Raw genomic sequence first — 25,467 nt, 5'->3', positions numbered from 1 at the left:
CTCGCGCCGCTCCGGATGGCGCTGGCTATACTCCGGATGAACGGAGCAGGCTGGGGAGGCTGGTATTCCGTCCACTCCACAGCGTTTCCGGGGGGAAAGGAATATGGACGCGACGCGCTGGAAGCGTGTGTGGGAGCTGTTCGATGCAGTGGTGGACAAGCCCCACGCAGCGCGCGCGGCAGCACTTGAGGCGCTGGAACCGGAAGCGCCCATCCGCGAAGAGGTGCTGGCCATGCTGGCCCAGGACGATGCGCCAACCTTGATGACGGACAGTGCCGCTGTCGCCAAGCCGATCCTTTCACCAGGCACCATGGTGGGCTGCTGGCGCATTGAATCGCTGCTGGGCCGCGGCGGCATGGGCGAGGTGTACCTGGTCACCCGCACTGGCGAAGACTTCGAGCAGCGCGCCGCGCTGAAGCTGATGCTGCGCATGGAGTCCGACGAGGACCGCGCACGCTTCGCCGCCGAGCGCCGCATCCTCGCGCGTCTGGAACACCCCGCCATCGCACATCTGCTGGATGGCAGCGAATACCAGGGCACGCCGTACGCGGTCATGGAATACGTGGATGGTCAGCCGCTGAACGAATATGCCCGGGGCCTGCCGCTGCGCCAGCGCCTGGAGCTGGTGCTGCAGGCCTGCGATGCGGTTGGCCACGCGCACCGCCATCTGGTGGTACACCGCGACCTGAAGCCGGGGAACATGCTGGTGACCGGCGACGGCCAGCTCAAGTTGCTGGACTTCGGCATTGCCAAGAAGCTGTCGCCCGATGCGCAGGCAGCGGCCGATGTCACCCAGGTGATCCGGGCATCTCCGGATTACTGTGCTCCCGAGCAGCTCGATGGCGGCACCATTTCCACTGCCACCGACGTATACGCGCTGGGCGTGATCCTGTTTGAACTGCTCACCGACGCGCGTCCTTGGCAGCTGGGCGGAATGCCCCTCATCCGTGCACTGGAGCGACTGTCACTGCAGGACCCACCGCGGCCCAGCAGTCGACTCCGAGGTGCCGCAGCCCGGGCATTGCGCGGGGATCTGGACAACATCGTGCGCAAGGCGCTGCAACCGCAGGCGGACCAGCGCTACCGCACCACCGACGAACTGGCCGACGACATCCGCGCCCATCTGGCGCAGCGTCCGGTCAAGGCCCGCAAACCCACCATCCGCTACGTGCTGGCACGCGCTTTCCGCCGCCACAGCCTTGCGTTCGCGCTGGCGGGCGTTGCCCTGGTGAGTCTTGCGGCGGGAGTCACCGGCGTGGTGTTGCAGGGCCGCGAAGCCGCCATGGAGCGCGACCATGCCCGGCGCGAGATCGCACGCAATGACGCAGTCCGCCAGTACATGATGCTGATGTTCCGCGCCGCCGGCGAGCTGCAGGGCGAGGGCGACATGACTGCACGCGATGTGCTGGCACGTGCTGCCATGCAGGTGGGCCAGCACTACGGCGACGACCCCGTTGCCTATGCCGATGTCTCGCTGGCACTGGCTGAACTGTTCTTCCAGATCAACGATTACACCGGCGCCCGCCCACTGCTTGAGCGACTCGTGGAAGGCGTCGCAGGCGCCCAGCCCGACGTGCGCGCCATGGCCTTGCACGACCTGGCCCAGCTCAGCTTTCGTGAGAGCCGCACCGACGACGCCTGGAGCCTGCTGCAGGAAGCACAGTCATTCTGGCAGGCCGAGCCCCGTCGCTATGGTTCCGAACTGCTGGAAAGTCGACTGCTGCAATCGCAGCTTGAGCGTGCCAATGGTGACGTCGATCTGGCACTGCGCACGCTGGAAGAAGCCCTTCCCCAGCGGATCGAAATGTCCGGCGAGGTGCACCACCAGACGGCGGTGTTGGCGAACAACCTGGGCATTGCCTATTTCCAGTCCGGCCGGCTGGAAGATGCTGCACGGCAATTCCGGCACGCGCACGAACTATGGCGGACCCTCGGCGAGGATCGCAGCGCCGACGCGCTCAACACCCTCAACAACTGGGCCGCCGCGGAAGCACGGCTGAGTCGTCCCGAATCTGCCGTCAAGATCATGGAAGAAGCGCTCGCCCTGCGCCGTGAGCTGTACGGCCCGTCGGGGGCCAAGGCCGCCCTGATGAACAACCTGGGCAAGACCCTGATCCAGCTGGACCGGCATGCGGAAGCCATTCCACTCCTGCAGGCGGCGATCGAAATGGGCCGCATCCACGCCGGCGGCGACACCGGAGCGATCGTGATCGCCGCCAGCCTTGGGCTGGCAGAAGCACTGGCGGGAACCGGACAGTCCGGACCGGCACAAAACCTCATCGATGAGGTCGGGCCGCGCATTCTGGAGACCTACGGCGTGCCGCACGTTTTTTCAGCGATGCTCTCCATCGCCCGCGCCCACGTACACCGTGCCAACGGTGCGGATGAGGTCGCCAATGCCATGCTCCAGGGGGCTCGCCAGGAACTGATCGGGTTGGGACCGGGCGGCGCGAACCTGCTGCCGCAGCTGGATCGGCTGCAGCAGCGCTGGAACAGTGGACCCGGAACTCCTGTCCCGGTGCCAGCTCAGTCGATCGCGTCGGAGTAATCCGCCAGCCGGCTCGCCAGCCGGCTCGCCAGCCAGGCGCGGGCTTTGACCCAGTCCCTGCGCACGGTGCGAGTGGTGATACCCAGAATGTCGGCAGTTTCCACTTCGGTATAGCCGGCGAAATAGCGGCACTCCACCACGCGGGCCAGCCGAGACTGGATCTGCGAAAGCTCTTCGATGGCCTCCCCAATGGCGACGCCCACTTCGTCCGTCTCGGCCGACCACAGCGTCTGCGTTTCCATCACGTGCAGCGCTTCATCCAGCGACAGCGGAACCACGCCCTCCCCGCGACGCAACCGTGAGCGCGAACGCGCCTGGTCAATCAGCACGTGGCGCATGGCCACCGCGGCTGCGGCCAGGAAGTGCTTTCTGCTGGCCCAAGGTCCACCACGCAGCATCTTCAGATAGGCCTCATGGATCAGCGCCGTGGTCTGCAACGTGCCGCTGCGTGGCATCTGCGCGCGGATGCCACGCGCCGCGCGACGCATGTCCGGGTACAGGAGGGGGGCCAGCTCTACCGCACTGGCGCAGATCTCCATCGTTGCCTCGTCATCCAGCATCGCTTCATCCCCCATTGCGGCCCGTCCTTCGACGGCGGCCATGAATGTCCTTTTCCAAGCCCGGTTCAACGTAGACGACTATAGGACAGGAGGACAGCCACCATGCATCTCAGGTTTCCAACGCTTGCCATCACGGCCCTCATGCTCCTCAGCTGCGGCAGCGATCACGCCCCGGCCACCGGCCAGGAACTGCAATCCAGTCCACCCATCACTTCCTCCACACGTGCCTCCGGACCAGTGTTGGGCAGCCATGACATCGCCGCCCAGGTGGTAAGCATGCGGTTTCCGTTCCCGGTCATGCCGGACTGGGTGGAGTGGCAAGGCCTGGAATCCCACGACCTGATGCGCCAGATGCTATCCAGCACCTGGCTTCACGATGGTGATCCGGCTGCACAGGCTGCCGCTTACCGGCAGCAACTGAACGCGGCTGGCTACCGCATCGGTCCGGGACAGCTGTCGGGCAACACCGAGGCGGCCTTTACCGGCAGTGGCTCCATCGCCGGACAGCCCTATCGTTTCACCATTGATTTTTCTCGAGCGTCCGCTGGCGAACAGCACGTGGTGCTGGTATTCACTCCCTGCACTGTATGAAAAACCCCGGCCGGAGCCGGGGTCGTTGGAGCGCTTACGTACCTCAACAGATCAGTTGTGACGGGCCTGCAGGGTGACGTTGCTGTAGGCACCTGCCAGCTTGACGTAGTACGTGCCTGCTGCCGGGTTGTTGATGCGCACCGTCTCGTTGTTGCCGGGACGGGTGGAGCTCCAGTCGGCCGCCTCAGCACCAGGTTCCGCATCAAGGCTGACGTACAGCGATACGTTGCCACTACCGCCACTGGTGGTGATGCTCAGCGGACCCTTCACGCCAGCCGGCACTTCGATCGCATACAGCGTCTCGCCGCCGACCGTACCCGAAAGCCCGCGCACCGGCACCTTGTTGGTGATCGGCGTGGCTACGATGCCGGGCTCCTCACACTCTTCGACCTCCGGATCGCAGGGCTCTTCGATGGCCTTGGCCAACAGCGCCTCGAGATTCAGGATCCCCGCACCCATCGGGTTGGACGGTGCAGTTGTGAACGCACGCGCCGTCTGCATCAGCAGGCTGCGCATCTGCTCCCGGTCCAACGGCATATCGACAACGCTCTGGACCATGGCAACGGCCGCGGCAACGTGCGGGGACGCCATCGACGTGCCCTGGAAACCGCGCAGGATCCACGCGCCATCCACGTCATACAGTGGTCCCTGGTCACCGCCATTGGTCACCTGCCAGATCGCCCGGTCGTTACCGTCTGCAGTGATGCTGAAGTCACCACCCGGCGCGGAGATGTCCACGGCCGGTCCCCAGCTGGAGTAGCCCGACTTGTTGCCTGCCACGTTGGTGGCACCAACGCTGATCACACCGTCGCAGGAGGACATGGTGTAATCGCCCGCATTGGCGTTGTCGTTGCCGGCGGCCACCACGATGATGGTCCCGGTGGCGTTCACCTGGTTGATCGCATCCTGGTACAGGGCCGAACATGCTGTCGGCGCCACGCTGCCCAGGCTCATGTTGATCACCTCGGCCGGGTTTTCATTGATCGGCAGGCCCGGTACCTCGATGCCGGCTGCCCACAGCATGGCGTCGGCGATATCGCTGCCCAGTCCGCCGCACGAACCCAGGGCGCGGAGCGGCATCACCTGGGCACCGTGTGCAAGGCCAGCCATCCCGCTGCCATTGTTGGTTTCCTGTGCCACGGTGCCGGCAACGTGCGAGCCGTGCCAGGAGCTGGTGTCGGCCGGGTGAGGATTCGTTCCGAGCTGGGTGCAGTAGTTCGCTTCCACCCAGTCACCCAGATCCCAGCCCCCCGGCACGCGTTCATCTGCATCACGGCGTGAGATCTCTGCCCAGCTGATCATGTCGTAGCCGGGAATCACATTCGCCTGCAGGTCCAAGTGGTTCTGCACGATGCCGGTGTCGATGATGGCCACCACCACCCCTTCACCGGTGCTGATCTCCCAACCTGCTTCGGCACGAACCCCGCCGGGGCCGTCCCTGAAGTTCCACTGGTAGGAGTACTGGGGATCGTTGGGCGCGGCGGCCGGAGCCATGTTGCCCATGTGCTGGTAGAGCCGGTCCGGCTCGGCCACCGCGATGGTCGGGTCAGCTTGCAGCTCGCCCAGGAACCGCGCGGACTCCATTGCCGACAGGCGGCGGGAGGTGCTGACGACATGCCAGCCGGGCGCGCCCATTCGCCCTTCGATCTTCGCGCTCAGCGCTGCAGCAGCGCCGGTTGCATTCGTGCCACGCAGCGATGCACCCAGGCCGGCGCGACCGACCGCACTCTCAAGTGTCATCGACTTGATCCGATCATCCACGGTCCTGCCTGCAGGCGCGTTGAATTTGACGACGAAGCGGTTGCCGGGCGTACCCGCCGCCGGGGCCGCGACCGGATCGTGCATCTTCGCCTCAAAGATCTGCTCCGAAGCAGAAGCTCCCAGGCTGGTCGCTCCCACCACCATCGCGGCGGCGACCGCGAGGCTGAGTCTGTATTTTTTCATTAGGTATCTCTCCTTGGTGCTACGTTTTGAATGGCTGCCATCTGGCCTTCGTCTTGCATCAAAAACAGGCTCCTTCGCCTGATGCATCCTTGCCGGGGTCACCCCCGCCCCCCTCTTCGAACTCTGAAGTCCTGTGACGCCTGCTCACCAGCCGAAGCCGGCACCCACGCCAACCGACTTCTCGTCACCGCTGAACGCACCACCGATGGTGATCGTTGCGCGCTCGCTTAGCGCACGCTGGTAGCCCACGGACAGTGCGCGCTCACCACCCTGGAAGCCGACACCGACCCCCACCCGGTTCTGGGTGCGGATGCCGGCGGCGCTGGTGGCCATGTTGAGCATTGCCGCACCCATGGCGCCCTGGCGGTCCATACGACGATCCACGTCATGGAAACGACGCTCCACGTCCCCACGGAAGGTGTCGAAGTTGTCATTCCACACCGCCATGCGCTGGTCGGTATAGGCATTGGCCGAAGACAGGGTCTGCGTCGCCACGTTGTCGGTATAGGTCCGGGACTCTGCAGCCACGGTATTGACCTGGGCGACATTGGCCGCGTCGGTCCCGGCTGTGCCGGCCGCCACGTTGACGATCTGGCGTTCGCTGCCCGCACTGCCCACCGACACCGTGTCGGCCCGGTCCGCTACCGAACCCTGGCCCAAGGCAACCGCCCCCTCGGCAGTCACCGAGGCACCCTGACCCACGGCGGTACCGGACGCTGCGCTGACCGTGCTGCTTTCACCCACCGCCACGGCGTTGGTCGCGTCAGCCGTGATCGTGGCATTGGCGCCCACCGCGGTGCTGCCATCGGCACCCACGTAGGCGTTGCTGCCAATCGCGATGTCATTCGGCCCGTGCGCGTAGGCGCCATCACCCAGAGCCATTGCGTTCGGAGCACCCGCGTGTGCACCCGGCCCAACCGCGACACCGCTGCCGGCAGCGTCGAAGGCGATGACTTCTGACGCACCCGCTTCGCTCACCGCCATCGGCTCGCTCATGATGCTCATAGTGCTCATGGCAGTCATCATTCCTACTCTGGGTGCCGCAGCGCTCATTCCTTCCAAGCTGGTCACACGCTGACCAAGCAGTCCGATCTCCGCATCGAGTGCTCCCAGTGCTTCGCCTACGTTGCCGTAGTAACTCCCTTGCACGGAGAACACCGTCCCGATCATCCGGCCGTTGGCGTCGACCACGGTCCCGCCGCCAAGCGCGGTGGCGACTGAGCCCATGGAGGCGAATACCTGCGCACCGGTCACCGCATCCGAGCTGCCGCTGCGGATCCGGCCGGGTGCCAGGTTGGTCAGCTGCGTGCCCTCCTCGCCTGCAAGCGTCACCATGTTGCGGGCATCACCGTCATACAACACCGCGCTGTCAGCCAGCTCGGTGACGCCTTCGCCGACTTGGGTGAGCTGGGCCAGGTTGACCGCATCGGTGTCCTGGGTGCCCGCCGCCACGTTGGTGATCTGACGCTCATTGCCGGCAGACCCGACCGAGACCGTCCGGGCACGGTCCGCCACCGAGCCGGAACCAAGCGCCACGGAGTTGAGCGCACCCTCCGACACCGAGGCTCCCGCGCCGATAGCGATCGCGCTTTCCGCATTGGCCAGTGAATTGGTTCCGATGGCGATGGCGTGGATGTCGTTGCCAAGCGCCTGATGGCCAATCGCGACCGAGTAGTTGTCGTACGCGAAAGCACCGCGCCCCACCGCGACCGCACTGATTCCGGGAGACCAGCTTCCGGACCCGATCGAGACGGAACGCCGACCCGTTGCATAGGAATCCACGCCGATGGCGGTCGCCTCCTCACCGGTTGCCCAGGCGAAACTGCCATAAGCAGTCGCGCCGAACTCGGTCGCCCAGGCATATGAACCCGTCGCCGTGCTCTGTTCTCCGTTGGCCCGGCTGTTGTCGCCCAAGGCGACGGCGTACCCACCTTGCGCATGGGCTTTGTTGCCGGCCGCCAGGCTGAACTCGCCTTCTGCCCGCGCACCGTAACCAAGCGAAGCCGAATTGCTCCCGGTTGCCTGGGCACCTGCGCCTACCGCCGTCGCCTGGTCAGCAGCCGTAGCCCCGACGAATACAACGTTCCCATCCGGATCCTCGATCGGCCAGCCGAACTCGTCGAATGCTTCGCCCATCCCGCCAATGGCGGTACTGGCAGAGCCGAAAGCCTCTGCGCCGGCACCAAATGCGGAGCTGTTCTCACCGGCGGCAGTGGCGTTGAACCCCACTGCGGTGGCGAGCTGATCCCCAGCGAACGCACCACTGCCGAATGCCGAAGCGCCCATCCCGTACGCGCTGCTGGCAGAGCCGACAGCCGTCGAATAGTCGCCTTCCGCATAGGCATCCGAGCCTGCCGCGGTCGCCTCCTCGCCCAGCACGTACGCTTCGCCTTCGCCGCTGGCACGGAAGTACTTCGTGTTCGATGTCACTGCATCCAGCTGGCCCAGGTTCACCGCATCGGTCGCCTCACTACCTGCGGCCACATTGGTGATCTGGCGCTCATTGCCGGCCGAGCCAACCGAGACCGTGTTCGCCCGGTCAGCTTCCGATTCGGCACCCAGCGCCACGCTGTTGGCCGCAGAGGCACTCGCCAGGAAGCCAACTGCCGTCGAATCGTCGGCCTGCGCGTAGCTGCCGCTGCCCAATGCAGTGGATCCGTCGCCGTCCGCGTAGGCCAACGTGCCCAGCGTGGTCGCCTGCACGCCGGTCGCCTCGGCCAGCGTGCCGACCGAGGTCGCGCCCAGGCCGGTCGCCCAGGCGCCGTTGCCCAGTGCCGTCGACGCCACGCCGCTCGCTTCAGTGTTCTGCAGGATGAAGCCCGGCAGGCCGATGATCAGGTCGCCGTAGTCGGCAATACCGCCCACGGCCAGGCTGTAGTTGCCGCTGGCATCACTGCCGTAGCCGACCGCCGTGCCGAACTCACCGGTCACCGCACTGAACGCGCCCACCGCGGTCGAATAATCCATCCCCGCATTGGCCGAATAGCCAACCGAAGTGGAATGCAGCCCGGTAGCCATCGAACCGGCACCAGTCGCGGTGCTGAACGCCCCGAGCGCCTGTGCGCCAGCGCCGAACGCCGACGACCCCACCTCCAACGCCGTCGTGGTCTGGTCCAGCAACACCTCACCGGTGTTCGGATCCTCGAAGTAGAGCAGGCCGCCTACCGCGGTGGAAGAATCGCCCTCGGCCACAGCGTTGTAGCCCGATGCCGTGGCGTACTGGCCCCACGCCTGTGCGCCGCTGCCGAACGCCGAAGCGCCCTGTCCCAACGCCCAGCTGGTTGAACCGATGGCGGTGGTGTAATCGCCCTCGGCAAAGGCATCCGAGCCCGATGCCGTGGAGTCCTCACCAAATGCCAGAGCCTCGCCCTCGCCGGTCGCGCGGAAGTACTGGTTGTAGGCGGTCGCCTCTTCCAGCTGGCCCACGTTCACTGCGTCCGTCGCTTCGGTGCCGTCGGCCACGTTGGTGATCTGGCGCTGGTCGAAAGCCGAGCCCACCGACACCGTGTTGTCACGGTCGGCTTCCGAGCCCACGCCCAGTGCCACCGAGCTTGCCGCCGTCGCGTATGCGTCGGCACCCAGCGCCACAGACTCATCTCCGGACGCCATCGACCAGGCACCCAGTGCCGTGCTGTTGTAGCCCGGCGCATACGCCGCCGCGCCTACCGCGGTGGCGTAATCACCCGTCGCCTCGGTCGGCAGCAGGCCGAAGAAGCTCGAGCCGCCCACCGCCACGCTGTTGTAACCGCTGGCGTTGGCGCCCTCACCCACCGCCACCGAAGACTCGCCGCTGGCGTTGGAAGCAAAACCCACCGCCGTCGCGCCATCTGCCAAAGCCTCTGCGCCGTAGCCCAGGGCCGAAGCACCGAAGCCACCGGCCACGCTATAGCCGCCATAAGCCGACGCGGCATCTCCGGTCGCTTCGCTGCGGAAGCCCGTCGCCGTCGCGTGCTGGCCCGTTGCCACCGCTTCATAGCCGGTCGCAGTTGCGTAGGCACCTTCGGCCACCGCACCAGCACCGGTCGCGGTCGTCCCGATTTCGCTGGCATAGGCCCCATCACCCACCGCAACGCTGGACTCGCCGTATGCCTGGGCGTATGCGCCCAGTGCCACCGAGTTCACGCCATCGGCCACCGTGTTGAAGCCCACCGCCGTTGCGCCATCGGCAAATGCCATCGAGCCCGCGCCATAAGCGGATGCACCATCACCAAACGCGTTGCTCGCTTCGCCGGCGGCCGTAGCGTCATCACCGTCCGCCCAGGCCCCCGCATCGCTGTTTTCACTACCGGTTGCCTTGAAGTACTTGCTGGTGTTGTCAGCCACCTCGGCGACGGCATTGAGCTGGTCCAGATTCACCGCATCGGTGCCCTCGGTACCGGCCGCCACGTTGGTGATCTGGCGCTCATTGCCAGCCCAGCCCACGGACACGCTGTCTTCGCGATCAGCCATCGAGCCGGCACCCAGTGCCACGCTGTTAGCGGCCGACGCGTAGGCGCCGTAGCCAAGCACCGTGCTGTCATCGGCCTCGGCCCAGGAGGATGCACCCACCGCAGTGGAGTTCTCACCATCAGCGCTGCTGATCCAGCCCATCGAAGTCGCGTAGTCACCGGTGGCCCACGCCCCGGCACCCATCGCCGTGGTGCCCTCGCCGGACGCCTGGGTAGGGATGAAACCGAAGACGGTGCCGCCCACGGCCACGCTTTCCAGGCCCAGCGCCTCGCTGTACTCACCCACGGCCACGCTGGACTCACCCGTAGCCCACGCCCCCGTGCCCACCGCAGTGGCGTAACCCGCTACTGCTTCCGCGCCGTAACCGAGCGCAGTCGCGCCCGTTGCAGACGCAGCGCTGTAGCCGCCATAGGCGGAACTGGCCAGCGCCGTTGCCTCGCTGCGGAAGCCGCCAGCGGTGGACTGCTCCCCGGATGCCAGTGACTCGGCACCCAGCGCCGTGGCCACGTCACCCGTTGCCTCGGCCCAGAAGCCAACCGCTGTCGCTTCTTCGCCAGAGGCCGCGCTCAGGGAGCCGGATGCCACGCTGCCATCTCCGGTGGCCATGGCTGCAGCACCGGTGGCCGTCGAGAACAGGCCTTCGGCCACGCTCTCCGCACCCACTGCCACCGCGTAATCAGCGCTGCCCTGGGCGGAGGCGCCCAGTGCCAGCGTGCTTTCTCCGTCGGCGGACGCGCCGTAGCCAACCGCCGTGGCGTCCTGTCCGTAGGCATAAGCCCCGCTGCCAAAAGCCGAGGCGCCCTGTTCGAACGCGCTCGCTCCGGAGCCCATGGCCGTGGCGTAGTCGCCATCCGCCATGGCGTCCGAACCAGCCGCGGTTGCTTCTTCGCCCTGGGCGAAAGCCTCTCCATCGCCGGTCGCGCGGAAGTACTGCGTGTCTTCTGTCACCGCCTCCAGCTGCGCCAGGTTCACCGCATCGGTGCCCTCGGTGCCTGCTGCCACATTGGCAATCTGCCGCTCGTTGCCGGCCGACCCCACCGACACCGTGCTGGCACGATCCGCCTCCGACTCCGCACCCAGCGCAACGCTGTTGGCCGCAGAGGCACTCGCCAGGAAGCCAACCGCCGTCGAGTCGTCGGCCTGCGCGTAGCTACCGCTGCCCAGCGCGGTGGAACCGTCGCCCTCCGCGTAGGCCAGCGTGCCCAGCGTGGTCGACTGCACACCGGTTGCTTCGGCCAGCGTGCCGACCGAGGTAGCACCCAGCCCGGTTGCCCACGCGCCGTTACCCAGTGCCGTTGACGCCAAACCGCTCGCTTCGGTGTTCTGCAGGATGAAGCCCGGCAGGCCGATGATCAGGTCGCCGTAGTCGGCAAGGCCGCCGACCGCGAGGCCGTAGTCGCCGCTGGCATCGCTGGCGTAGCCCACCGCCGTGCCGTAAGCGCCGGTCACCTCCGCAAACGGACCCAATGCGGTCGAGTAGTCCTGCCCGGCAAAGCTTCCGTAACCCGCTGCGAGGGCCTGATGGCCCGCGCTCTCGCTGAACGAACCGACTGCGGTCGAGTGATTGCCTTCCGCCACGCTGCCGTAACCAGCAGCGGTTGACTGGGAACCTTCTGCGGTCGCGGCTGCACCCGTCGCGGTGCTGAACGCCCCGTTCGCCTGTGCGCCAGCGCCGAACGCCGAAGAACCCACCTCCAGCGCGGTGGTCGTCTGGTCGAGCAGAACCTCACCGGTGACTGCATCCTCTACGTAGAGCCAACCGCCCACCGCGGTGGAAGAGTCGCCTTCGGCCACCGCGTTGAAGCCGGAGGCCGTGGCGTACTGGCCCCAGGCCTGCGCGCCGCTGCCGAAGGCCGAAGCGCCCTGGCCCAGCGCCCAGCTGGCCGAACCGGTGGCGGTGCTGTAATCACCTTCGGCCGCCGCGTTGGAGCCCATGGCCGTCGATTCCTCCCCATCGGCCCAGGCTTCGCCTTCGCCGGTGGCGCGGAAGTACTGGTTGTAGGCAGTCGCCTCTTCCAGCTGACCCAGGTTCACCGCGTCCGTTGCATCGGTGCCGTCGGCCACGTTGGTGATCTGGCGCTCGTTGCCAACTGAGCCCACTGACACCGTGTTGTCACGGTCAGCCACAGAGCCTGCACCCAGTGCCACGCTGTTGTCGGCATTGGCCAGGGCCAGTGCACCCACCGCCGTGGACAGCTCGCCCCAGGCCTCCGCTTCGGCGCCCATCGCGGACGCGCCCAGCCCCATTGCCAGCGCACGCTCGCCGAGGGACACGGTGGCATATCCGACGGCGTAGCTCTTCCAACCTACAGCTGTGGACATCTCGCCGTCGCTCCAGGCACCGGCGCCCAGCGCCACCGAACGACCCCCGCTGGATTCGGCAGAGAAGCCCCCGGACCTACCGCCCAGCGCCACGCTTTCCGTCCCGCTGGCGATACTGTTCTCGCCCACCGCTGTGCTGCTCAGCCCGCTGGCTTCGGCCCAGGCACCCACCGCGGTGGCGTAGTTCCCACTGGCGACCGATTGAGCCCCAATTGCCACGGCATTGACCCCACTCGCATCGGCAGACCCCGCCACGGCGCACTGATTGCCGTTGCCAGGCCCCTGGGTCGGGCAAGGCGCATTGTTCCCTACCTCAACCGATTGCGCCCCGGCCAGTCCCCAGGCGCCCGCAAACAGAAGTGCGCAGATCGCGAGCAGCGGCTTGCGCCGTCGCCCAGCAATGCTTCCTCCCTCGCCCGGGGTCCCCGCGCTGTCACTACTCGCCAACTCCGAGGCCACAACCAGCTGACCCAGTGCCCTGCTCCAGACCTTGCGATGGATACGATTCATTTGGACTGTCCTTTTCTTTCGAATGCGGGTGGGGTTACGAAGTGCATGACCGCTGTACGCTGCGGCGCGGAGTGCAGCCGGGGCGGTGTTTGGAATCAGTACGGCGCGAATCGGGGGGCGCGGCACAGAACGTGACGCGCACAGAACCACAGTTCCCCTGCTGGGATTGAAGATGACAAATGAACGCTCCCCGAACGACAAATCCTTGACGCCGAATAGACCTCAATATTGCTGTTCAGGTCAAGTATTGCCGTAAGACGTCAGAAATTAACGCGCAATGCTCCACATCAGTGCCGCACATCACGTATCTAGAACGACGTACTTTTGGCTTCACTGGTGGACACCTTCAGTCGTCTTGACGCAGCCCGAACGATTTGTTTCACGGGCTTCCCGCCTCAAACCGGTCAGCGAAGACGATCGGCAACATGATTGCTGCAGATGCACATGCGATCAGGGCCCGGGTTGACGAAGTCGCTCCTTGAGAGCAGCCAGGCGCCGCGGACCCGAACCCTTGTAGGAGCGCGCCATGCGCGCGAAACCGCGTGAACTATCCTGTGCGGCGGCCCCATCACCATGCCGTGACCTAAGCCGCGCTGGCCGCCCGCAGTCACGCGGCTTCGCGCGCATGGCGCGCTCCTACAGAAGATGGCCAACGGCGCACTGGCCCGCGCGTGAAGCGCGGCTCAGCGCACGCCACAACGCAAGCGGCCCCGCAATTGCGGGGCCGCATCAGCGCCAATGGAGGATGTGCGTCAGCCCACCCAGCGGCGGGCGTTGTGGAAGATCCGCATCCAGGGCGACTGGCCGGGCCAGTCGGCGGGGTGCCAGCTGAAATTGAGACTGCGCAGGGTGCGCTCGGGGTGCGGCATCATGATCGTGGCGCGGCCGTCTTCACTGCACAGGCCGGCCACCGCATCGGTGGATCCGTTGGGGTCAGCTGGATACGAAACCGCCGGAGCACCGTCGCCTTCCACGTAGCGCAGGCCCACGCGGGCTGCGACGCGATCCGCCTCCGAGAGGTATTCGGCCCGGCCCTCACCGTGCGACACCACCACCGGGATCCGCGATCCGGCCATGCCGGACAGCAATACCGAAGGCGATTCCACCAGTTCCACCATCGCCAGGCGCGCTTCAAACTGCTCGCTGCGGTTGCGCTGGAACATGGGCCAGTTGCCGGCACCGGGGATGATGTCGCGCAGTTGCGACATCATCTGGCAGCCGTTGCACACGCCCAGCGAGAACGTATCCGGGCGGGTGAAATAGGCTTCAAACGCCTCGCGCACCGCCGGATTTTCCAGGATCGAGGTCGCCCAGCCGCGGCCCGCGCCCAGCACGTCGCCGTAGCTGAAGCCACCGCAGGCCACCAGGCCCTTGAACCCATCCAGCGCCACCCGCCCTTCCAACAGGTCGCTCATGTGTACGTCCACCGCGGCAAAACCGGCGCGGTCGAAGCCGGCGGCCATCTCGATCTGGCCGTTCACACCCTGCTCGCGCAGGATCGCCACCTTCGGCCGGGCCACGCCGGTCACCGCCGGCGCCTGGCCTTCAGCTGGATCAAACGTCAGCACCGGCTGCAGGCCCGGCGCATCAAAATCGCGCCGCCCCGCGCGCTCGGCATCGGCGGATTCGGGGTTGTCGCGCAGCCGCTGCAGCGCATGGCTGACCGACCACCACGCGTCGAACAGCTCCTGCCAGCTCCATTCCACCACCACCTGGTCGTCGCCCAGCACGCGGATGGAGGCGGCCGAGGTCGGCCGGGCGATGCGCTGCGCGCATTCCACCAGGCCGTGGCGAGCCACCAGGTCGGCAAACTCGGCGCGGTGCTCGGTAGCAATCTGCACCACCGCGCCCAGTTCCTCGTTGAACAGGGTACGGAACACATCTTCGCTGCGGTCATCGCCCCAGTCGTCCAGGTCGATATCCAGGCCGCGACGCGAGGCAAACGCCATCTCGCACAGCGTGGCGAATGCGCCGCCGTCGGAGCGGTCGTGGTAGGCCAGCAGCAGGCCCGCTTCGCGCGCATCGCGCACCAGCTCAAACAGCGCGCGCAGGCGCCCGGGGTTGTCCAGGTCCGGGCAGGCGCCGCCGAACGCGCCGTGGCACTGCGACAGCACCGATCCGCCCAGCCGCTGCCGCCCGCCGCCCAGGCCCAGCAGCCACAGCTCGGTATCCATGCGCGGCGACAGCAGCGGGGTCAGCTGCGCCGACACATCGCGCACCGGCGCAAACGCGGTCACCACCAGCGACACCGGCGAGACCGAGGAATGATCCTCGCCCTCGTGCTGCCAGCCGGCCTGCATCGACAGCGAGTCCTTGCCCACCGGGATGCTCAGGTCCAGCGTCGGGCACAGCTCCATGCCCACCGCCCTGACCGCATCAAACAGGCGCGGGCCCTCGCCCTCGTGGCCGGCGGCCGCCATCCAGTTGGCTGAGAGCTTGATCCGCTCCAGGCTCTCCAGCGGCGCCGCACACAGGTTGGTGATCGCCTCGCCCACGGCCATGCGCGCCGCGGCCTCGGGATCGATCAGCGCCAGCGGCGTGCGTTCGCCCAGGGCCATCGCTTCGCCGGCATTGCCCTCGTAATCGGACAGGGTGATCGCGCAGTCCGCCACCGGCAGCTGCCACGGCCCCACCATCTGGTCGCGCGCGGTCAGCCCGCCCACGGTGCGATCGCCAATGGTGATCAAAAAGCTCTTGGAAGCCACGGTCGGATGCGCCAGCACCCGCAGCCCGGCTTCATGCAGGTCGATGACCTTGGTGTTGAGCGCCGGGAAGCGCGAAGGCGCCGGGCGCGACTCGTCGCGGTGCACCTTGGGCGCCTTGCCGAACAGCACGTCCATCGGCAGGTCGATCGGGTGCGGACGGCCTGCTTGCGCGGCATCGGCGCGCGGGCCATCCGAACCCCCATCGCCATTCGCCGTGACCCCGTAGCCGACCAGCAGGTGCTCCTCGGCCGTGGCCGTACCGACCACCGCGAACGGGCAGCGCTCGCGCTCGCACAGCGCGGTGAATTCCTCCAGCCGCGCCGGCGCGATCCCGATCACGTAGCGCTCCTGGGATTCGTTGCACCACAGCTGCATCGGCGACAGCGACGGATCGTCGCTGGGCACCTTGCCCAGGTCGATCACCCCGCCCACGTCCGAGTCGTGCAGCAGCTCGGGGATGGCATTGGAGAGCCCACCCGCGCCCACGTCGTGGATCGTGAGGATGGGACTGTCCTCGCCCAGCGCCACGCAGCGGTCGATCACTTCCTGGCAGCGGCGCTCCATTTCCGGGTTGTCGCGCTGCACGCTGGCGAAATCAACCGACTCGTCGCTGGTGCCGCCGGCCACCGAACTGGCCGCACCGCCGCCCAGGCCAATCAGCATCGCCGGCCCGCCCAGCACGATCACCAGATCGCCCGGCGACAGGCGCTTCTTCTCCACCTGGATCCGGTCCACCGCGCCCAGCCCACCAGCCAGCATGATCGGCTTGTCGTAAGCCCAGGCGAACTGCGCATCCACCGGCAGCTCGAAGCTGCGGAAATAGCCCACCAGGTTCGGGCGGCCGAACTCGTTGCCGAACGCCGCCGCGCCCAGCGGCCCGTCCAGCATGATTTCAAGCGCCGGTGCCATGCGCGGGTTCAGCGCGCGCGGCTGTTCCCACGGCTGCGGCAGGGTCGGAATGCGCAGGTGCGAAACCGAATACCCCGCCAGCCCCGCCTTGGGCCGCCCGCCGCGCCCGGTGGCGCCCTCGTCGCGGATCTCCCCGCCCACGCCGGTCGCCGCGCCCGCATAGGGCGAGATGGCGGTGGGATGGTTGTGGGTTTCCACCTTGATGCAGAACGCGCTGTCGGTGAGCGGCTCGGCGCGGTATTCGGCGCTGACCGGATCCGGGCGGAACCGGCGCGCCTCAAAGCCCTCCACCACCGCCGCGTTGTCGCTGTAGGCGGTCAGGGTGTGTTCGGGCGTGACCGCGTGGGTGTTGCGGATCATGCGGAACAGCGAATGCGACTGGTCCTCGCCGTCCAGCGTCCAGCTGGCGTTGAAGATCTTGTGCCGGCAGTGCTCGGAGTTCGCCTGGGCGAACATCATCAGCTCGACGTCGGACGGATCCCGGCCCAGCGTGCCGAAGCGGTCGCGCAGGTATTCAATCTCATCTTCCGCCAGCGCCAGGCCCAGACGGGCGTTGGCCTCTTCCAGGTCCGCCAGCGCAATGCGCTCCAGCTCGCCGCGGCCCGGCGTGCGGAACAGCGCATCGGCCTCGTCGTGGGCTTCCAACAGCGACTGGGTCATGGGATCGTGCAGCAGCCGCTCCAGCGCGGCGGCCTCGGCCGCGTTCTCGGGCCAGCCGGCGATATCCAGGCGCGTGCCGCGCTCCACCCGCTTCACCTCAACCCCGGCGTGAGCCAACAGCTCACTGGTCTTGCTGGCCCACGGCGAGATGGTGCCCAGCCGCGGCGCGACGAAGCGCGATACCGCGCCCCCGGCCAGCGGCTCGGCCCCGGTGCCAGCCTGCAGGATCCGCGCCAGGGCGCCCACATCGGGCTCGGCGCCGACTTGCGGCTGGATCCAGTACACGTGCCAGGCCCCCACCACGCGGGGAGCCGAAGGGAACAGTTTCAGACGCGCCTGCAGGCGCTCAAGCCGGAACGGCGACAGGGCGGGAAGGCCCTCGAGGACGATCATGTCCAACACACGGAAAAGGCGGCCCGCCATTGTACCGGACAGCCATCCCCCCGACGATGTCCCTACCCACGTAGGAGCGCGTCATACGCGCGAAACCGCGTGAATCCGGGCGTTGGAACGGGGTTTCGGCCACGACGCGGTCACCGCCCCCCACCGCGTGCCGTTTTTCACGCGGCTTCGCGCGCATGGCGCGCTCCTACAAAATCAGGGCGTACCGGCTGCCATCTGATCCAGCGCGTCGCGCAGCGCGGCTGGCGGCATGTACCCCGGCATCTGCATGCCGTCCTCGGTCACGATCAGCGGCGTGCCCTGCAGGCCCACGCGCTGGCCCAGCTCCCACTGCTCGGCCACCGGGTTGTCGCAGCTGGCCGAGGCCACGCGCTTGCCGTTCTTGGCATCGGTCATGGCCTGCTTCGGGTCATCCGCGCACCACACCGACACCATTTTCCCGTAGTCCTCGCTTTCCAGCCCCATGCGCGGGAAGGCCAGGTACTGCACCTCGATCCCGAGCCGGTTGTACTCCTCGATCTCCTGGTGCAGGCGGCGGCAGTAGCCGCACTCCACGTCGGTGAACACCGCCACGGTGTAGCGCGGATTCTCCGGAGCGAACACGATGCGCTCTTCCACCGGCGACAGCTTCATCAGCTCCTTGCGCACCTTGGCCAAACCGTCCTGGCTGAGGTCGCGACGCGCCTCCACGTCATACAGGCTGCCCTGGATCAGATAGCGCCCGTCGTTGCTCACGTACACCACCTGGCCGCCGACCACCACTTCCTGGTAGCCGTCGATCGGGGCCGGCTCCACGCTGTCCACCTGTATCTGCGGATTGACCTGGGCGATCGCCTCCAGCGCGCGCGCCTTGGGCGTGCCCGGCTCGGCCTCCACCCGGGGCGAGTCCAGTGCGGGCGTTACAGGAATCGCATCCGCGCCATCCGCCTCCGGATCCGGCGCCTGCGCACAGGCTGACAGGCTGAACGCGCAGAGCAGGACAAACAGATAAGGCTTCATACAGGCGGGAACCTCGGAGCGGACGGGAGGGACATTATTCCACGCCGACCCCCACCCGCGGCTGAGCGTGGCGTAGGCCGACCTACGCGCGTGGGTGGTGGTGGGCGTGCAACTGCTTCAGCTTTTCCCGCGCTACCAGGGTGTAGATCTGCGTGGTGGAGAGCGAGCTGTGGCCCAGCAGCATCTGCAGCGCGCGCAGGTCCGCGCCGTGGTTGAGCAGGTGGGTGGCGAAACTGTGGCGCAGCCCGTGCGGGCTCACCCGCTGCGGATCAATCCCGGCCAGCGCCGCGTACTTCTTCACCGCCAGCCAGAACGCCTGCCGGCTCAGTGGCCCCCGCCGCGGCCCGAGGAACAGCGGCGTCCCGACGCCCGCTCCGGCCGGCACCCGCCCGCCAGCCAGCAGCGGGCGTGCCTCTTCCAGGTAACGCTCCAGCCAGTGCTGCGCCTCCTCGCCCAGCGGCACCAGCCGCTCCTTGCCGCCCTTGCCCGCCACCCGCAGCACGCCCTGGCGCAGGTTCACCCCGTTGGCCGGCAGCCCCACCAGCTCGCTCACCCGCAGCCCGCAGGCGTACATCAGCTCCAGCATGGCCTTGTCGCGCAGCCCGGCCGGCGCATCCACGTCCGGCGCCGCCAGCAGCGCATCCACCTGGCTTTCGGTCAGCGCCTTGGGCAGCAGCCGGCCCAGCTTCGGCGCCTCGATCAGCGCCGTGGGGTCGTCACCGCGCGCCCCGCGCTGCAGCAGATGCCCATAGAACGCCCGCAGCACCGACAGCAGCCGCGCATTGCTGCGCGCCGAATAGCCTTCCCGCGTGCGCCAGGCCAGGTAACCGTGCAGCACCTCCCGGTCTGCGCCGGCCAGCCCCCCGCCGCGCCCGTCATTCCAGCGCGCCAGCATGGCCAGATCACGGCGGTAGCTGTCCAGGGTCTGCTTCGCCAGCCCGCGCTCGGCCCAGATGGCATCAAGAAACGTATCGATCGCGCGCGCGTCCCCGTCCGCGAGGGGCGGCAATTGCATCGCCTTCTGGCGGCGGTCGGCGGGGGTACGGCTGGGCATGGAGGAAACGATACCTGCTGATGACGGAAACCAGGATGACCCGGGCCCCTCCAGACATCCGGGCAGCGGCATACAATATCTTGTATATAAGTGATGACACCAAGCCAAGGAGTGGCCCCGGTATGCAGGTTGAAGTACGAAAGCTCGAAGGCAGCTGGGATCTGGGATATGCCCTCCACAAGCACATGCTATCCAGCGTTTATCTCGGCGAGGACCAATACGGTCACGCCCGGTTTGACAACACCCGGTCCGAGCCGGGAGAGGCGCTTTACAAGCTCAAGTACCGGAGTGACTGGAGCCAGATCGCGCCCCTTGCTGCCCAAATCCAGGCTTCCCTGCTCCCTCTTTTCGGCCCAGTGGGCTTGATCATTCCCATGCCGCCCTCAATACCTCGCCGTCGCCAGCCCGTACATGAACTTGCCAATGAACTGGGACGCATCACGGGCATCCCGATGTTCGACAACATCGTGATCAGGTCTCCTCCTGTAAGAGGCGCCCCCTCCTTGAAGGATCTGCACGCACGGGAGGAAAAAGATGCCGCACTTGAAGGCAGGTTCAGCATCAATCCCGGCATCGTCAATGCCGGACACTGGAACGCCCTGGTGCTAGACGACCTCTTCGATACTGGAGCAAGCATGGAGGCCGCCTGCAAGGCACTGCGGACTTACAGCAAGATCAATCACATCTACGCCGCCGCAATCACCTGGAAATAGCACGCATGACAAAGGTCTTCATCGCCGGATCCATCTCCATCAACCGCCTTCACCCCAAGGTCGAGGAGCGGATCGCCAATGTCGTTGCCTCCGGACTCAACGTGGTCGTAGGCGACGCAGACGGCGCGGACACGGCCATCCAGGAGTGTCTTCACAGCCACCGTGCGGCCAACGTCACCGTGTACTGCACCGGGGATTCGCCACGCAACAACATCGGCGACTGGCCGGTGCATCGCGTCAACTCAAGCGCCAGGGCAGGCAGCCGGGCGTACTACACAGCCAAGGATGTGGAAATGGCCCGCAACAGCGACTACGGGCTGATGATCTGGGACTGCAAAAGCACGGGGACCTTGAGCAACGTCCTGGAGCTTCTGGACAGAAAAAAGAAGACCATCGTGTTCCTCAATAAGCATCAGGAGTTCGTGACTGTCCGGGATGTTGCCGGTCTGGAGCAACTCCTCTCCTTCATGTCGCCACATGCCCGCAGCCAAGCCGAGAAAAAGATCAGCCTCTCATCACGCATGTCCGACCTTTCGCAGCCACAATTCGCCCTCCCCATGGTCGGCGGCAACATCCCCCTCGCGACACGGCCCGCCGAAAACAAGGAGGAAGTCCCTGAGGACTCCGCCTACTCCACTGAAAGCATGAAGCTGCGTTCAGAGCTCATGTCCGCCCTGAAACATCACATTGCCACCGCTCATCTCAGCCAGTCCCAAGCTGCCAACGTGTTTGGGGTCACCCAGCCGCGAATTTCCGACCTGACCAGAGGCAAAGTCGGCCTTTTCGGGTTGGACACCCTGGTAAACATGGCCGCCACTGCGGGCCTTCGGGTGGAAATGCATGTGAGAGCGTCATCGGATTGAGCCAGCCGGCTGGTGACTGCCGCTATTGCGCCTTACCGATGGCTACATCACCAGCCTGTTCAAGGCTTGGCACGAGACGTCAGCCGCCCCTTACGAACCAATTGCTCCGCACGCATGACGTACAGGATGAACACCTTGTACCCATCGTAGCGATAGAAGACGCGACAAGGCGGCTCCACAACCTGCCTATACCGTGACCGCCCAAGCTCCTCTGGGCGGCTACCGCTCTCTGGATGATCAGCAAGTTGCTCGACATGGGCAAAGACGCGTTTGACCAACTCTGAAGCAGCAGCCGGGTCCTCCAGCGCGATGTAGTCGGCGATCGCATCCAGATCGCTCAGCGCAGGCTCTGACCAGACTATTTCAGCCATCGACCAAGGCGTTTCCTGGCTTGTGCATGAGTTGCCACGCGGCCCTCCGCAATCGCCTGCTCACCGCGAGCAATTCCCTCAAGAACGCTCATTCGCTGCTGCATAAGCTGGAAGCTCTCGACGTCCACCAGATACGCACTTGGCAAGCCGTGCTGCGTGATGAGAATAGGCTCCTTGTCCCGCTCAATATCAGAGAGGAGTTCGGTCGCCTGGCGCTTGAGAGTGGTGACAAGTTCTGTACGCATGAAGTGACACTAAAGTATCACTCCCTGCCGCGCAAGCACCGGGAGGCTTTTTCTGGGCCTGGTTTGATCGGGACCGGCTGACCTGGCATAACCGCGCCAGCGGCACCCGGCTGATCCGCGAAGCCAAACGCTGATCCGGCGGGACACACCCCCGCGGCATCCGCCAGAAAATCATCTATGTACGCCATTGACGCACGTGCGCCAATGGCGTACTTTTGCCTTTATGATCTTCATCGAGACCTCCGTATTTACGCGGCAAGTTGAAGCACTGCTGCGTACTGCGCGTCCTTAACGAAAGGTGGTAGCCATGGATAAAAAGCTGTTTTCCGAGTTGGTCGAAAGCATGACCGAGATGGACGAAATCGTCCGCGGCGAGCGTGCGCCCAGTCGGGAATTCCACGTTGATGCAACCGACGTAAAACGCATCCGCGCCGCAACCAATCTCTCCCAGGTCAAGTTCGCACGCCTGATCGCGGTTGAGGTGGGCACCCTTCGGAACTGGGAGCAAGGCCGACGCGAACCAACCGGCCCCGCCAAAGCGCTTTTGCGGGTCATCGAGAAAGAACCCGAAGCCGCCATTCGCGCCCTGCGCTGATACGCCGACCAAACGGCAAGGACATCAGCCTTGGTGCCTTGCCAACCAGCACCACTTGTATCCTTGTCCGATGGACGAGACACCAGCCGCAGAACCCTCCCCGCCAAGCGCCCACATTCCCTGGCGCCTGCTCGCCCTGTTCTACGACCTGTGGCCGGCGCTGGCGCTGTGGTTCCTCACCGCCGTGCCGTTCATGCTGGTGGATGCCGCCATCCACGGCGACGTGCGCCATAACATCGAGCCGTTCAGCCTCACTCAGTGGCTGCTGTGGATCACCTGCTGGGTGGTGGCCGGCATCTACGCCACATGGAGCTGGCGCCGCGGCGGCCAGACCCTGGGCATGCGTCCGTGGCGGATCCGGCTGGTAGCCGCGGATGGTGCCACGCCCAGCTGGGGGGCTTTGTGGCGGCGCTATCTGGTGGGCACTGCATCGCTACTGCTAGCCGGCGCCGGCTTTTTCTGGGCATGGTTTGATCGTGATCGGCTGACCTGGCACGACCGCGCCAGCGGCACCCGGCTGATCCGCGAAGCCAAGCGCTGATCGGCATACCGGTCGATGCCGCGGACTTCCTGCCCTATGTCGACCGCATGCTCCGCGAGCGCAGGCAAACGTGGATCGATTGATCGTCGAACGTAAGCTCGACTCGCTCCAGCGATGCATCGAGCGCGTTGCCAGTCGACGCCAGCCCCCGACCGGCCTCCTTGGCCCACGCTCACCGAACCGCCTGAAACACCTCTTCCAGGCTCGGCGCATCCAGCAGCCGCTCGGCCCACAGGCCCACGGTCTCGGCGTCCGCGGCCGCCAGGCGCGCCAGCGCGGCCTCCGGAAGCGGCCCGAAGCGTCGCGTCAGCAAGCGCTGTACGGTTGCACGCTCGCCTTCCAGGCGCCCCTGCTCCAATCCCTGCTCCAACCCCTCCCGCTTCCACTCCCGGGTCCACTCGGTCACGCGTTCTGCAAGCATGGTTTCGGTCTCCTCAAGGGTCTCGGTGCGGGGGACTTCCTGTCCGGGAATCATACGCCGCAGGGCCACCCGGTGAATCCACACCGTGAACGCACGCCGAAGGCTGTCGTGTTCAGGCGTTGCCAGCTGCAGCCGCAGCCGCGCGATTTCGTACTGCAGCGTTTCCAGATCCCGACTGGCCTCCAGCGCCAGCAGGCGGCTGACCGCGTTGTCCGCCCGCTCGGCCTGCTCCGGCGCCACCTGACCCTCATCGAACAGAAAGTAGCGGAATCGCGGCTGGTAACGGGACAGTGTGCCGCCGGCCGGCGCCGCCAACAGTGGCTGCAGCAGCTTCGGCGCATTCCAGCGCGGCCGGCCGTTATAGATCACCAGCGGAAACACCGGCGGCAGCCGCTTGTCTGCGGTCAACTGCTTCGAACGCACCAGGTCCTGCCACAGCAAACCGACATAATTCATCAGCCGCAGGGCCATCCAGCGATCACTGCGACTCTGGAATTCAAGCAGCAGGTAGAGGTAGAGCCACCCGCCATCATCGGCCATGCGCACCCGCCACACGACATCATCACTGCGCTGCTGGAGGCGATCGGCGACGTAATGGCCGTTGACCCGCTCAAGGGTGGCGAAATCAAGCCGCCGCACCCAGTCTTCCTGGACGAATCCTTCCAGCAGTTCCCGCACCATCAGCGGATGCGAGAACAGCAGCTTGTAGGCACCGTCGTGCGCTTCCCGGGCTGGCATTGGACCTCCTTGTCCAATGGGCGAGGTAGCCAGAATCGCAGAACGCTGCCGCAGCGTCTGTCGGAAAACCCCCCTGCCCATCGTGGGAAAACCCGATGTCGCGCCTTGCGCCGCGCGCGTCCACCAACTCCCCATACTCCGCGCGCGGCTCCGCTACCCCGGATCGTGAATCGAGCCGCTGCTCGTGCACCTGCGCCAGCAGTTCGGCCAGGGTCGTTGCGCCATCGAAGATCGCCTGCCCCAGCACCGGCAGGGTAGGCCTGGCCAGGTCGGCCATGTGGCTGGCCGCCACCGCATCGCCCTGGGCCGAGATGGTGTGGATCACGCGATCGAGCGCATCAAACTGATCCGGCGTGACACCAAAGACGAATCCGCCCACCGCTGGCGTGGCGCCGCATCCCGACACCCCAGCCTCCACTGCGGATGGCTGAGCGCGCCACCGCACCTCGCCCAGCACCAGATCCAGCTGCTCCGCCAGCCTTTCCAGGCAGAACGCCAGATCGATCAGCCGCACCTCCGGCGCGCACTCCAAAGACTCGTCCGCGATGCGCGGCTGGGCCAGCCCCGCCAGAAACCTGATGTGATCCCTCAATTGCACCAGCCGAAACTGGCTCTCTTCCGGCAACTGATAGCAAAGCTCATCCTGATGGTTCGATTCATGCGCGGTCATCGCTGTTTCCTCCTTCCATGGGATAGCCGCCCGCCACGGAACGGCGGACGGGAAGTCGGGAGGTTCGAAACCGCGTACAGACGGCGGGCGTATTTCCCCGAAGGGTGTTGTATTAGCCGCCCTCCCGACGCAGACATCGCGTCGGAACGTGCCCGCAGCAGCACGGGCACAAAAAACCCACCGGCTTGACGGAGGTGGGAACCGCTGTACGAGGAGTTTCGACGCTCCTTGCGGCCCAGCCTGCAATAGGGTTGCGGAGGTGTCAAGCCGCCGAGCGCCTCCCCCACAGCAACGATCTGTTTCCGGGCTCATTTCGCTTTTGTCACGGCGCGCTTGGTGGCCGCCTTCTTCCTTGCCCGGGACGGGTGACCCGGACATAACCCTCTTCATTCCACACAGCCAGGTCGTCAGCTTGTCCGCCTGCAGGCCGGATCAATCTGCACCGACGCCGAAAACCCCGGCGAAGAAGAAGCAACTACTGACCAAAGCCGGACGAGACCATCCAGTTGACTGATGGCCTTGCCACCATCGGATTCACCGCCAACAATCAGCAAGACCTCTGCTCACTATTCGCCTATAGTGTTCGAGCAACGGGAAGGGAGAACCAGCCCACGCGTGAAACGCAGGGACGACTCGAGATGAATTTCTATCCTTATC

16 protein-coding genes and 1 pseudogene are annotated in these 25,467 nt (G+C 66.1%); 7 read left to right on the top strand and 10 right to left on the bottom strand.

Annotated features, from left to right (window positions below; translation table 11 throughout):
- Window positions 1-103: 103 nt before the first annotated feature.
- Window positions 104-2,548, top strand: coding sequence for a protein kinase domain-containing protein (locus tag ACW7G3_RS07910; RefSeq protein WP_456982159.1), 2,445 nt, complete (start codon window positions 104-106; stop codon window positions 2,546-2,548).
- Here ACW7G3_RS07910 and ACW7G3_RS07905 read toward each other — a convergent pair.
- Entirely contained in the window at window positions 2,527-3,150 is a 624-nt protein-coding gene (locus tag ACW7G3_RS07905; RefSeq protein ID WP_456982157.1) for an ECF-type sigma factor, read from the bottom strand. The genes ACW7G3_RS07910 and ACW7G3_RS07905 overlap by 22 nt on opposite strands.
- Before the next feature lie 198 nt (window positions 3,151-3,348).
- Here ACW7G3_RS07905 and ACW7G3_RS07900 point away from each other — a divergent pair, with 198 nt between their 5' ends.
- Window positions 3,349-3,699 (top strand): hypothetical protein, encoded by a 351-nt coding sequence (locus ACW7G3_RS07900; RefSeq protein WP_456982155.1) that lies wholly within the window; start codon window positions 3,349-3,351, stop codon window positions 3,697-3,699.
- Between the two features lie 51 nt (window positions 3,700-3,750).
- Here ACW7G3_RS07900 and ACW7G3_RS07895 read toward each other — a convergent pair whose 3' ends face one another.
- The 5 genes from ACW7G3_RS07895 to xerD all read right to left on the bottom strand — a co-directional run bounded on the left by ACW7G3_RS07895 (window position 3,751) and on the right by xerD (window position 19,653).
- Window positions 3,751-5,643, bottom strand: a complete 1,893-nt coding sequence (locus ACW7G3_RS07895) for a S8 family peptidase (RefSeq protein WP_456982153.1) — start codon at window positions 5,641-5,643, stop codon at window positions 3,751-3,753.
- A gap of 144 nt (window positions 5,644-5,787) precedes the next feature.
- Window positions 5,788-12,924 carry an ESPR-type extended signal peptide-containing protein gene (locus ACW7G3_RS07890; RefSeq protein WP_456982151.1) on the bottom strand — a complete coding sequence of 2,379 codons (7,137 nt, stop codon included), beginning with the start codon at window positions 12,922-12,924 and terminating at the stop codon, window positions 5,788-5,790.
- 752 nt (window positions 12,925-13,676) lie between these two features.
- Window positions 13,677-17,591 (bottom strand): phosphoribosylformylglycinamidine synthase, encoded by a 3,915-nt coding sequence (gene purL / locus ACW7G3_RS07885; protein WP_456982149.1) that lies wholly within the window; start codon window positions 17,589-17,591, stop codon window positions 13,677-13,679.
- 204 nt (window positions 17,592-17,795) lie between these two features.
- A complete protein-coding gene (locus ACW7G3_RS07880) occupies window positions 17,796-18,599 on the bottom strand; it encodes a thioredoxin fold domain-containing protein (RefSeq protein WP_456982148.1) in 804 nt (267 codons plus the stop codon).
- A gap of 82 nt (window positions 18,600-18,681) precedes the next feature.
- Window positions 18,682-19,653: a site-specific tyrosine recombinase XerD gene (gene xerD / locus ACW7G3_RS07875; protein ID WP_456982146.1), complete on the bottom strand. Its 972-nt coding sequence runs from the start codon at window positions 19,651-19,653 to the stop codon at window positions 18,682-18,684.
- A 122-nt stretch (window positions 19,654-19,775) separates the two neighbouring features.
- Here xerD and ACW7G3_RS07870 point away from each other — a divergent pair, with 122 nt between their 5' ends.
- Both ACW7G3_RS07870 and ACW7G3_RS07865 read left to right on the top strand, forming a co-directional pair.
- On the top strand, window positions 19,776-20,366 hold the full coding sequence (locus ACW7G3_RS07870) for a ComF family protein (protein ID WP_456982144.1): 591 nt from the start codon (window positions 19,776-19,778) through the stop codon (window positions 20,364-20,366).
- A 5-nt stretch (window positions 20,367-20,371) separates the two neighbouring features.
- Window positions 20,372-21,229, top strand: coding sequence for a helix-turn-helix domain-containing protein (locus ACW7G3_RS07865; protein WP_456982142.1), 858 nt, complete (start codon window positions 20,372-20,374; stop codon window positions 21,227-21,229).
- Between the two features lie 59 nt (window positions 21,230-21,288).
- On the opposite strand, the gene ACW7G3_RS07860 is transcribed toward ACW7G3_RS07865, so the two are convergent.
- Both ACW7G3_RS07860 and ACW7G3_RS07855 read right to left on the bottom strand, forming a co-directional pair.
- Window positions 21,289-21,600, bottom strand: a complete 312-nt coding sequence (locus ACW7G3_RS07860) for a type II toxin-antitoxin system RelE/ParE family toxin (protein ID WP_456982141.1) — start codon at window positions 21,598-21,600, stop codon at window positions 21,289-21,291.
- Window positions 21,588-21,845 carry a type II toxin-antitoxin system prevent-host-death family antitoxin gene (locus ACW7G3_RS07855; RefSeq protein WP_456982139.1) on the bottom strand — a complete coding sequence of 86 codons (258 nt, stop codon included), beginning with the start codon at window positions 21,843-21,845 and terminating at the stop codon, window positions 21,588-21,590. Before ACW7G3_RS07855 ends, ACW7G3_RS07860 begins: the two co-directional genes overlap by 13 nt.
- A gap of 44 nt (window positions 21,846-21,889) precedes the next feature.
- Here ACW7G3_RS07855 and ACW7G3_RS07850 point away from each other — a divergent pair.
- The 3 genes and pseudogenes from ACW7G3_RS07850 to ACW7G3_RS07840 form a co-directional block, all read left to right on the top strand.
- A pseudogene (locus ACW7G3_RS07850) lies at window positions 21,890-21,979 on the top strand (RDD family protein); the annotation flags it as partial.
- Window positions 21,980-22,152: 173 nt separating this feature from the next.
- Window positions 22,153-22,440, top strand: a complete 288-nt coding sequence (gene nadS / locus ACW7G3_RS07845) for a NadS family protein (RefSeq protein ID WP_456973774.1) — start codon at window positions 22,153-22,155, stop codon at window positions 22,438-22,440.
- A 70-nt stretch (window positions 22,441-22,510) separates the two neighbouring features.
- Window positions 22,511-22,981: an RDD family protein gene (locus ACW7G3_RS07840; RefSeq protein WP_456982137.1), complete on the top strand. Its 471-nt coding sequence runs from the start codon at window positions 22,511-22,513 to the stop codon at window positions 22,979-22,981.
- A gap of 172 nt (window positions 22,982-23,153) precedes the next feature.
- Here the strand turns inward: ACW7G3_RS07840 and ACW7G3_RS07835 are convergent, their stop codons facing one another.
- Together ACW7G3_RS07835 and ACW7G3_RS07830 are read right to left on the bottom strand one after the other, a co-directional pair.
- Window positions 23,154-24,140 carry an Rpn family recombination-promoting nuclease/putative transposase gene (locus tag ACW7G3_RS07835; protein ID WP_456982136.1) on the bottom strand — a complete coding sequence of 329 codons (987 nt, stop codon included), beginning with the start codon at window positions 24,138-24,140 and terminating at the stop codon, window positions 23,154-23,156.
- Window positions 24,028-24,810 carry an XAC0095 family protein gene (locus ACW7G3_RS07830; protein WP_456982135.1) on the bottom strand — a complete coding sequence of 261 codons (783 nt, stop codon included), beginning with the start codon at window positions 24,808-24,810 and terminating at the stop codon, window positions 24,028-24,030. The genes ACW7G3_RS07835 and ACW7G3_RS07830 overlap by 113 nt, the downstream gene beginning before the upstream one ends.
- Window positions 24,811-25,467 lie beyond the last annotated feature (657 nt).

It is taken from the genome of Luteimonas sp. A478 (assembly GCF_054052025.1).
Note: the sequence above shows the minus strand (reverse complement) of the source record. Positions and strands in the feature narration are given on the sequence as shown.